This window comes from Reyranella sp. (genome assembly GCF_050185545.1).
Taxonomy (GTDB): Bacteria; Pseudomonadota; Alphaproteobacteria; order Reyranellales; family Reyranellaceae; genus Reyranella.
The window spans coordinates 18,505-30,015 of sequence record NZ_JBFWZI010000079.1 but is presented as its reverse complement, the minus strand read 5'-3'; the positions used below and the strand labels follow the sequence as shown (position 1 = coordinate 30,015).

The following is an 11,511-nucleotide window of genomic DNA, read 5'->3' as shown; positions in this document are numbered from 1 at the left end:
ACGCCTGCCGAGATGATTGGTCAGCTCTATGTTGGGTACTTCGGCAGGGCGGCCGACCCGGATGGCCTGAACTACTGGATCACCCAGCTCGATGCCGGCATGTCGATCCAGGCGATCGCGAACTCGTTCGCGGTGCAGCCCGAGGCGACGGCGCTGTACTCCTACCTGGCGGCGCCCGAGGTCGGCGACCCGGCGGCGTTCGTGACGGCGATCTACCAGGACCTGTTCAACCGCGGGCCTGACGCGGCGGGTCTTGCCTATTGGGTCAACCAGCTCACGGTGCAGGGCACGCCGCCGGGCCAGATGGTGCTGAACATCATCTCGGGCGCCCAGGGCACGGACAAGACGACGGTCGAGAACAAGACGCACATCGCAGTCGACTACGCCCAGAAGTTCGTCGACAACAACCTGACCTGGATCGGCATCGACAACATTCAGGGCGCGCGCGATGTCGTGACGCCGGTGACCTTCGACCCGGCGACGGTGGTGGCGGCGGAGCTGCAGATCGACGGCATCATCACCCAGGAGCTGACCAACCCGGCGAACATCCAGCTGTCGCCGAACCTGACGACGATCCTGTCGGGTGGCACGGTGGCGGTGACGCTGAAGGCCGACCCGTCGCAGGCCAACAAGGACTTCCAGTACACCATCACCGGCATCGATTCGACGGTGGTCAAGGGCGGCGCGCTGTCGGGCACGGTGAAGCTCGGCACCGACAGCACGGCGGTGATCAATATCGAGACCGTGGTGACGGCGGCGCAGCTCAACACGGCGAACGAGACGATCAAGGTCACGGTCGGGCCGATCTCGACCAACGTGGCGCTGACCGAGGGCACGCAGGTGGTGACCCAGACGGGTCCGGTGAACGAGGGCAACTCGTTCAGCTTCACGGTGACGACGTCGGGCATCGCGCCGGGCTCGGCCAACGGGCTGGTGCAGACCTACACGATCACGGGCCCCGGCCTGGCGCACATCCCGGTGGCAGAGCGCTCGGGCACGGTGACGCTGGACAACAACGGCAGCGCCACGGTGACGGTGGACACGCTGGCGACGCTGCCGGACACCGGCACGACGTCGGTGACGATCACGGTGGGCAACGACGCGCCGGTCGACGTCGTGATCAACGAGACGGCGGTGCAGGATGTGACGCCGAACGTCGGCACGATCGCCGAGGGCGGCTCGCTGATCTTCACGATCACCACGTCGGGTGTGGCCGGCAGCGCGGTGACGGGCCAGGTCGAGAACTGGACTCTGACCGGCCCGGCGGCAGCCGAGATCGACGGCCCGCTGTCGGGCACGGTGACGCTCGACCAGGACGGCACGGCGACAGTGACCGTGCACACCAAGGTCGTCGAGCTGAATGACGGCGCGCTGAAGAACCTGGTGTTCACGCTGCTGAGCGGGGCGGTGCCGACGGCGACGGCGACGGTCGGTGTCACCCAGGGCACGCAGGTGACGTCGGCGCCGTCGAGCGTCGACGAAGGCAACGCCTTCACCTTCGAGGTGACGACGTCGGGCGTGGCGGCGGGCTCGGTGGCGGGCCGGATCGAGAGCTACACCATCACGGGTGCGGGCGTCGACCATATCCCGGCGGCGGAGCGCACCGGCCAGGTGACGCTGGACGCCAACGGCCATGCGTCGGTGACGGTGCACACGCTGGCGGATCTCGACCCGCTGGGAACCGATCCGATCACCATCACGGTCGGCAACAACGCGCCGATCGTGGTCAACATCCAGGACACGGCGTTCCAGACCGTGACGGTGAGCCCGGCGAGCGCCGACATCATCCAGGGCCAGAGCCTGACCTTCACGATCAACACGTTCGGCGTGCCGGCAGGCGCGCTGGCCGGGACGGTGCAGTCGTGGACGCTGATCGGCACGGGCACCAACCAGGTGACCGGCGGGGTGCTGTCGGGCACGGTGACGCTCGACGCCAACAACAGCGCGGTGGTGACGGTCGGGACGGACTTCTCGATCATCAACGGCCCGCTGACGCAGAATCTGACGTTCCGCCTCAACAGCGGCGGCACGAACGTCGATTCGCCGACGGTTACCATCCACGAGTCGACGCTGACGGTGACGCCGCCGGCGCTGCCGGTGGAGGAAGGCCAGCAGGTGACCTTCACGATCACCGGGGTCAACATCCCGAACGGCACGACCTACACCTACACGCTGTCGGGTGACGCGCTCGGCAACGTGGTGCCGACGTCGCAGATCCACGGCACGGTGACGATCAACAACAACTCCGCGACGGTGGTGGTGAACACCATCTCGAACGACGACAGCGGGCTGACCAAGGGCCTGACCCTGACGATCGACCAGGTGCCGACCGCGACCGGCACGGCGCAGATCGAGGAGACGGCGCCGATCACGTTCATCCTGACGACGGGAACGGACAACTTCACCGGCAACCCGGCGGGCGGCAACACGTTCTTCGCGGTGGCGAACTCGAACATCTTCACCTCGTCGAGCACGCTCGGGCAGAACGACAAGCTGGAAGGCGGCGGCGGGCCGGACAACGTGCTGACGCTGCAGACGACGGGCCTGTTCCCGCAGCTGATCAACGCGTTCAACACCAACGGCATCCAGACCTTCCTCATCAACCCCGGCCAAGCCGGCGGCACGACGGTCGACATGTCGAGCGTGTTCGGCATGACCAAGGTCGTGAACAGCAACGCCAGCGGCGATCTGGTGCTGCTCAACCTGACGCAGAAGGCCGACGCCGAGCTCGTCAATCCATCGGACATCTTCGGCGGCACCGTCGACTTCGCGATGCAGTATCAGAACAACCCGGGCAAGCCGTCGGAGCAGAACCTGCTGCTCGACCCGACGGTGAGCCCGATCACCGGGCTGGCGAACTCGCGCTTCTGGGTCAATGTCGACAAGGTGACGATCACCTCGAGCGGGCCGGGCACCAACGGCCTGATCACGGTCAACGGCGCGACCGGCCCGTTCGCGGCGACTGCGCTCACCAACGTCACGATGCTGGGCTCGACCAACTTCGTAGCCGGCACGTCGGGATCGGGCCAAACTGCGCTCGCCTTCACGGGTGCTGGCGCTTCCTCCTCTACCAATGTCCTCGACCTGTCCTTCTTCACTGGCTTGTTCTTCGACGTCGGCGACCCGGGCACGTTCCCGGCGATCACGGCGGTCGGCGGCCTGAAGATCAACTCGGGTCCTGGCGGCATGAACGGCATCTATACGCCGGCGGCCGGCTTCACCGGCGCCACGCAGGTCGGCGGCGTCGTCAATGTCGGCGGCAACCTCGCGCTCAACATCCACGTTGGCAACGTCAGCAACCAGGCGATGACAGTTGTCGGCAACGTCGAAGTCAAGGGTGTGCCCTTCTTTGCGGACGGTGGCCTGCTGAACAGCAGCATGACCACGACCGGACTTGGCAGCGTACAGAGCTACCAGGGCTTCAACGGCGGCCTGACCGGCTCGATCACGACCAACAACGGTGCCGTGGGGATCGGCGAGGTCGACAGGGTCAACGGGGTGATCAACGAGAAGATCAGCACGGGCACCGGGCAGGCGGTCATCGTCGGCGGCAACGGCAACGCGACGCTCGACTTCTCGGGCGCCGGCACGACCGGCTTCCACAAGGCGCTGAATGGTCCCAACACGGAGGATCGCTTCATTGGGGGCACCGCGACCAACACGCTGATCATCGACCCGTCGATCACCAACGTGAACGGCTTTCTCAGCAACAACGGCACCGGTCTTGCGACCGGCGTGCAGATCATCACCCTGGCGTCGGGCGCCAATACGGCCTGGTTCGGCTCACCAGAGGGCGGCACGGGTGGCGTGCTGCCGACCGACACGGTCGATCTCGGCCTGTTGAACCAGAACAGCACCTTCACCGGCATCAATACCGGGTTTGCGCAGACCATCAACATCAATGTCCGGCTGATTGGCAAGCCTAGCCCCGTCGGCCAGACCTTCAAGGACGCCGTGTCGGGTGACACTTTCGTGCTCGACAACGGCGTGACCGTTAAGGCCGGCGGCAGCATGCAGGACCAGGTGATGGCCTTCGACTTCGCCTTGCCGACCGCCAACAACACGCTCAACTTCACGGCCAATAACGTCAACGCTCAGGGCGGCATCCCGAGGCTGACGCTGCGTGACTTCGAGATTAACTCGGCAGCGGCCAACCAGCAGAACCCGATCACGACGGCAAATCTGCAGATGAACCGTACTGCGGGCGCACAGGCCAATATTTTCACGACTCTCGACAACCTCAACCGGCTGACGACCCTCAACCTGTCGGGCACGGCCAACCGGTTCGACGATGACCCGTTCGTGCGCTGGGCCATCGAAGCGGACGGCGGCGCAGGGACGCTTACCACGATTACCGGCGGTGATCAGAATTACGCCCTGATGGAGCTGATGATCGTCTACCAGAGCACGGTCGGCGGCACGATCACGCTGGGCAACGGCGCCAATACCATGGGAGCTGTGTTCGGCAACTGGACGATCACCAGCGGCAAGGTGCCGGGCGGCGGCACGGCCGGCGACAGCGGCGACAACGTCGTACTGCTGAACCCGCAGCTCGGCAATCTCCATACCGTCAAGACCGGCGGCGGCGCCGACGAATTCCAGATCGGCCTCTTCCAGGGGCCGGGTGGCGGCCGCGTCGACATCATGAGCGGCGCCGGCAACGACTTGTTCTCATGGAACCAGGCCGGTATCTTCCCGGCGCTGAACTCGGCCCAGAAGGTCGATGCCGGTGACGGCCGCGATACCTTCGAGCTGGTGGGTGGCGCGATCAACGAGAACGACTCGCTGTTCGGCCAGATCACCAACACCGAAATCCTCAAGATGGCCGACGGCCTGTTCAACAACAGCCTGCTGCTGAACTTCTTCGCCGACGGCTCGGGACTCGACACGATCATCACGCGCGGCAAGGGGTCGAGTAACGTGTTCTTCGAGGGCACGGGCTTCGACAATCCCATGCGCTACGAGATCGCTTCGCAGTTCGCCGGCGGCGGCGACTCCGGCCATGACGCGATCATCGTCGCGGCGCTGCCGGTCGGCAGCAACGCGATCACGGTGGCGACGACGACGGGCGGCTTCAACATTGCCTTCGAAACCGGCCTGATGACCAGCGCGATCAACCCGGGCACCGGGCTGATCACCAAGTCGGGCATCTTCGCCAACCCGAACGCCGGCAACACGCTGGAGCTTACGGCCGACGGCACGACAGCCAACGTCTTCGCGCTGGGCGGCTTCGGCACGCACAACGTGCAGACCATCCTCGGCAAGACGGGGGGCGCCGCCAGCCAGACGGTGTGGCTGGTCAGCGATCCGGCGCTGGGGACCGGCGTCACAACGGTCGACCTCAGCCCGGTGCAGGGCCCCACCATCGTCTACGCCAACGGCAGTACGCTGCGCGAGACCATCACCGGCGGCCTGGCCTTCGACACCCTGTTCGGCGGTCTGGCGGCCGATACGATCACGGCCAAAGGCACGATCCCGGGCTTCGGCACCAACTTCATCTGGGGCGGCGGCGACTTCACCGGCGGCGCGCAGGATGTCCTGACGGGTGTGGCCGGCGGCGCCGGCAACAACGTCGGCACGGTGTTCTACCTCAACTCCGTGGCCGACTCGCCCGGTGGTCCGTTCGACCCGACGTTCAACGACAAGGACGTCTACGTCACGAACTTCCACAAGGCGACCGACACCGTCCTGATCAACCCGACGGCCCTGGTGCTGGGCGACGTGCCGGTCTTCCTCGGCGATGCCACCAACTACGGCAACGCCCTGGCGTTGCTGGCCGGCGGCGGCGCGCTGCAGACCCAGGCGGTCTACCAGCTCGACCAGAAGGTGCTGTGGGTCGACGCCGACAACAACGGCCTGCTGAACCAGCTCGACATCCGGGTGTTCGTCGACTTCGGCAGCCACGGCTTCAACGCCGGCTCGTTCAACTTCGGCAACCTGCTCGGCCTGTTCACCGGCGCGCAGGTGACCAACTACATCAACGGGATCCTGAATCCGGCGAGCAACGTCACCTTCTCCGGCACCCTGCTGCCGGGCGAGTTCCTGTTCGGCGGCGGTCCGGGCAACAACGACAAGCTGACGCTCGCCAACGGCGACGTCGCCGATGGCATCCTGGTAGGCTTCGAGCATCTCGAGATCGCGGCCGCCAGCTTCGGCACGCTGTCGATCAACCAGTGGAACAGCTTCTGGCCGCAGATCACCGGGCCGGGCACCAACACGGCGAAGTTCCGCGACGGCATCGATGCCATCAAGGGCAGCGCCATGACCACCGTGGTGGCGATCGAGAACTACGACTTCTCGGCGCTGACCTACGGCATCACGATGACGACGCAGGGTTTCGACACCTTCTTCGGACCGTTCCACGGCCCGGGTACGGTGATCGGAACCAACTTCAACGACACGTTCAATACCAGCGAGTTCGACCTCAAGGGCCAGCTCCAGATCGACGGCCTGAATGGCAATGACACGCTGAACGTCGACGCGGTGCTGACCTTCGGCAACGCCTTCGGCCAGGTCGGCCCCGCCGGCACGACCAACGCGGTGGTGCTGAACGTCGAGACGCTGAACCTTCTCGACCCGGCGGTGTTCCCGTTCGTCAATCCGGCCAACGTGGTCGGCTTCAACGCAGGCACGCAGTTCAACGTGGTCAACGGCACGGACTTCGCGGACGTCATCATCGATCCGGAGTTCCTCGCCGGCGCCTGGACTCTGAATCTCGCCGGTGGATCGGGTCCGAGCGTGGCGTTCGGCCAGAACATCATCAGGATCAACAACACGTCGGCCAACCTCAGCCCCGGCACCATCACGGCGGTCGGCGGCCAGGTTGCGCTGCAGATCAACGTCGCCGGCTCGAACACGACGATGACGTTCGCCCAGTACACGCTGTTCCAGGCGAGCTTCTCGGGCATCTTCCTGACGGACGGAGCGAACTTCGGCAACACCACCATCACGTTCTCCGACCAGGTGACGGGCGGTGCGGTGCTCGATCCCGACGTCGGCGTTTGGGTGTTCTCGTCGGCCGATGACAGCTTCACCCTGGGCGCCCTGGGGCAGAGCATCAACGTCGCCTCGGGCGGCGCCGACACGGCCTTCCTGAACATCGCCGGCAACTACACCGGCACGTTCACGGGTGGCGGGGAAGGCGACACGATCGTCTTCCAGGCCAACGCCAACATCGTCGGCATCAACGGCGGTGCGGCCACCACGTTCCAGGAAGTGAGCTTCAACAACCAGAACCTCAGCGTGACGATGACCAATGCCCAGTACAACGGCTTCGACAAGCCGTTCGAGGACACTGGCGACACGCAGACGATTACCATCACTGATACCGCCAACGCCCAGGGCGATGTCGGGATCGAGAACTACTTCCTGCAGAGCTCCGGTAACGACTCGTTCCGGGTCACCCCGGACAACATCAACCTGGTCGGTGGCAGCCAGAACGTCATCTTCCAGAACGGCGGCAACGACGCCGTCTTCTTCGGAACCGGCACCTTCACCGGCAACGTCAACGGCTTCACCAAGGGCGGCGGCGACACCGTCTTGCTCGACGGCGACGCCGACGTGTCGGGCGTCAATAGTGGCGGCGCGTTCAACGCGAACACGTTGAACTTCCTCAATCATATCGTCAGCGTCACGATGACGACGGTTCAGCACGAGGATTTCGACAAGCCCTTCCTCGCCACGGGCAACACCCAGACCATCACCCTGACGACCGGCGGCACTGCCACCGGCGACGCCGGGATCGAGAACTACGTCCTGATCGGCGGCGCTAGCAACGGACATACCTTCACGGTTGCGCCGGACAGCGTCGGGCTGGTCGGCCTCAAGCAGAATGTCGCCGTCACGGCGGCGGGGGCTGTCGACACGATCCGCTTCGGCAACTCCGTGATCTTCTCCGGTAACCTGACCGGACTCAGCACCGCCGATCCCGACGTGGTGCAGTTCTTCGGAGGCGGCGCCAACATCTCCGGTGTCGGCGGTGGTCTGGCGACCGGCGCCAAGTTCGCCAACTTCAGCGACGCCAACCAGTTTGTCATCATGACGCTGGCGCAGCACAACGGCTTCACCCAGCCGTTCCAGCAGACCCTGCTCACACAGCAGATCACCCTGGTGGACTCGGGCGTCGCCACCGGCGACGCCGGGATCGAGCAGTACAATCTGGCCAACGGCAACGACACCTTCACGGTCGCCAAGGACAACGGCGCCTTCAAGCAGAACATCAACGTCGCCTCGGGCGGCGACGACACCCTGGTGTTCGACACCGGAACATTCTCGGGCACCTACACCGGCGACAGCTTCAACGACACGATCAAGTTCGTCGGCAATGCCGATATCTCGGGCGCGGTTGGCCTGGGACCCATCGGAAACGTCGATTTCAGCAACGCCAACGTGTCGGTTACGGTGAACTTCCTCAATCAGTACCAGTTCTTCACGCAACCGTTCCTCAACACGGCCAATGTCCAGACCATCACGTTCTCCGTGGGACTAACCCTTCCCACAGGTGACGTCGGGATCGAGAACTACGTGTTTTCGACCGCTGACGATCAATTCATTGTGGCCGCCGACAACAACCAGCTCGTCGGCGGCGCGCAGAACACCGACTTCAGCTCGGGCGGCAACGATCTCATTGCCTACTACACCGGCAAATATTCCGGAAATGTGGTCGGCATGGGTGCCGGCGACAGGGTGGTGTTCGCCAACGGTGTCATGGACATTTCCGGCGTCAATGGCGGCGCGGCAACGGGGGCGACATTTGTCCTGTTCAACCTATCTGCCATCGCCGCCACGATGACGATGGCGCAGTACAACGGCTTCACGCAGCCGTTCAGCCTCACCTCCGGCTCGACGCAGACCGTCATCCTCACGACGTCCGGTGTGGCCACCGGTGACGCCGGGATCGAGAACTACAAGCTGGCGTCCGGCGACGATACCTTCACGGTGGCGAAGGACAACATTGGTTTGATCGACGGCAAGCAGAACGTCGACATCGGCTCGGGCGGCAACGACGTCATCCACTATGGTGCCGGCACCTTCACCGGCAATTTGGTCGGTGGCGGCGTCGGTGACACGGTGCAGTTCGATGGCGACGTCACCGACGTCTCCGGCGTGAACGGCGGTGCCGTTATGGGGCCGAAGACGGTGAGCTTCAGCAATACCGCGGTCGACGTCAGCATGACGCTGGTCCAGCATAACGACTTCACCAAGCCGTTCGGCAGCACGACCGGCACGCAGACCATCACCTTCACGACCAACGGCACCGCCACCGGTGACATCGGCATCGAGCAGTACATCCTCGGCCAGGACGGCAAGGGCCCCAACTTCTTCACGGTTGGCATCATCGGCCAGAGCGTCACCGGCCGGAACGACAACGACACGGTGATCAACCCGTTCGGCGGTGTGTCGGGCGTCCTGCTGGGCGGCAGCAACACGCCGACCGGCGACACCCTGATCCTGCAGGGCGCCAACACGACCCTGGCTGCGGGCAGCGGCCAGTTCGAGAACCTGACCCTGACGGTGAACAACGGCACGGTGACGTCGAACACGTTCGCGCACAACGGCTTCACCGGCGTCATCGACGCGCCGGGCACCAACAACACCTACACCGTGAACGACAATCTGGGCGGCGTCCTGACCGGCCTGTCGGGCTTTGAGAACTACACCTTTGCCAGCAACGGCGGAGGGTTCGACTTCACCCTGACCGATGCCCAGACCGGAACGATCACCGGCAGCACCCGGAACGATATCTTCCGCGCCACGGCGGGCCAGATTGCGGAGGCGATCCTGATCGACGCCGGTAGTGCACCCTTCGAGATTCTGCACATCAATACCGATGCGGCCGGGTTGGATCTCGCCGCCAAGACGGCTGGCTTCGATCGCTTCTTCCTCAACGCAGGGTCGACCGCCAATGTGTTCGGCGTCAACAGCTCGAACGTCCTCTACGCGGCCACCGGCAGCACCATCTTCACGATGGGCAGCGTCGGTGCAAACCAGACCTACAATGGCGGCACGGGTGCCAACGCCGGCATCGATAACGTCACCTTCAATGTCGGCTCGACCTCGGTCTTCACGAACGAAGGCAACGACATCGTCACCTCGTTGGTCGGCGGGGCGCTCACCGGCACGCTGAACGGCGGTGCGGACTTCGACAAGCTGTCGCTAACCAACAACGACGATCTCACGGGGGCGACGGTCACGAGCTTCGAGGACCTGCTGCTGGCCAACAACGCCTCGGTCAAGATGACCGGGACGCAGTACAACCAGTTCACCACCAACTCACAGGCGCTCGGGACGAACGCCGTTACCGTGGTCACGGCCGGCGGCGGGATCCTGGGAAGCAGAGACCTGTTCGCGGGCATCGAGAACTGGACCCTGCTCGACGGCTTGCAGAGCGTCTACACGATCACCGGGGACGGCCAGTCGGTGACCGACCAGCGCAGTGGGAACGTGGCCAATCAGGCCACGATAGATGGCGGGTTGACCGGCGTCACGCTGCTGGCGAACGGCGGCGCCGGGTATGTCGTGATCGACGCCTCCGGCGGCACCAACCACTCGATCACCTTGGTCGGTGGTGGTGGCAACGCTGACTCGGTGATATTTGGCGGCGTTCACACCGGCATAGCCCTCGATGCCGGCCTCGAGAATGACTTCATCCAGGTGCAGACGGCCGGCAACATTTCCGGCACCCTGAATGGCGGTGGCGGGACGAGTGATTCGTTGAATCTGTTCGACGCTGCGGACATCAGCGGCTCGACGGTCTCGGGCTTCGAGAATCTCCTCCTCGTCAGCAATGCCGCGGCCAAGATGAGCGGGGCCACCTGGGATCAGTTCGTGGGAACAAACGGCACTGCGACCGCTGGTCACTCGGTTGAGGGGCTCGGTGATGAAGCGGTTACGCTGAGCAGCACGACCAACAACGTCACGACCGCCTACACTGATACCGACCGGATCGAGAACTACGTACTATCGAGCAACGCCAACGACTTCTTCCGCGTCAACAATACCAGCACGGCTCCGGCTGACCAGGTCGAGGTCAACCTGTCCGGCGGCGGCACCGACTTCATCGTCCTGAACGATGGGTCAGGCGCGGCCCTCAACAGCCAAGACGTTCGCACCACCCTGGTGAACTTCGCCTCGGGCGTGGGCGGCGACGTCGTCCAGGTTCAGCTGAACGGCGCTTCGATCTCGAGCGGTGGCGCCGTGGTGACAGCGGCCGTAGACCAGAATATCGCGGCGGCCACGACCACGGTTGTCTACAACTCGAACCTGGCGTTGATGGACGGCACTTGGTCCGCGGTCGAGGCCCGGGCGGCTCTCGACGCTGCGCTTGGCGCGGGTACGGTCGCCGACGAGCAACTCCTCACCATGACGGTGTACAACACCGACGGTGGTGCCTACGTCATGGCTGTGCAGGTGAAGGACGCAGATACGTTCAGCACCGCCAACATGGACCTGATCGGCGTTCTGAACACTGTCGGTGTCAACACGCTGGTCACCACCAACTTCACCTGACGG

The 11,511-nt window shown here is 64.5% G+C and carries 1 protein-coding gene; it reads left to right on the top strand.

The genetic code is table 11. From position 1 onward, the window contains the following. Positions 1-12: 12 nt before the first annotated feature. Entirely contained in the window at positions 13-11,508 is an 11,496-nt protein-coding gene (locus AB7O82_RS20620) for a DUF4214 domain-containing protein (protein WP_428620039.1), read from the top strand. The last annotated feature ends 3 nt before the right edge of the window (positions 11,509-11,511 follow it).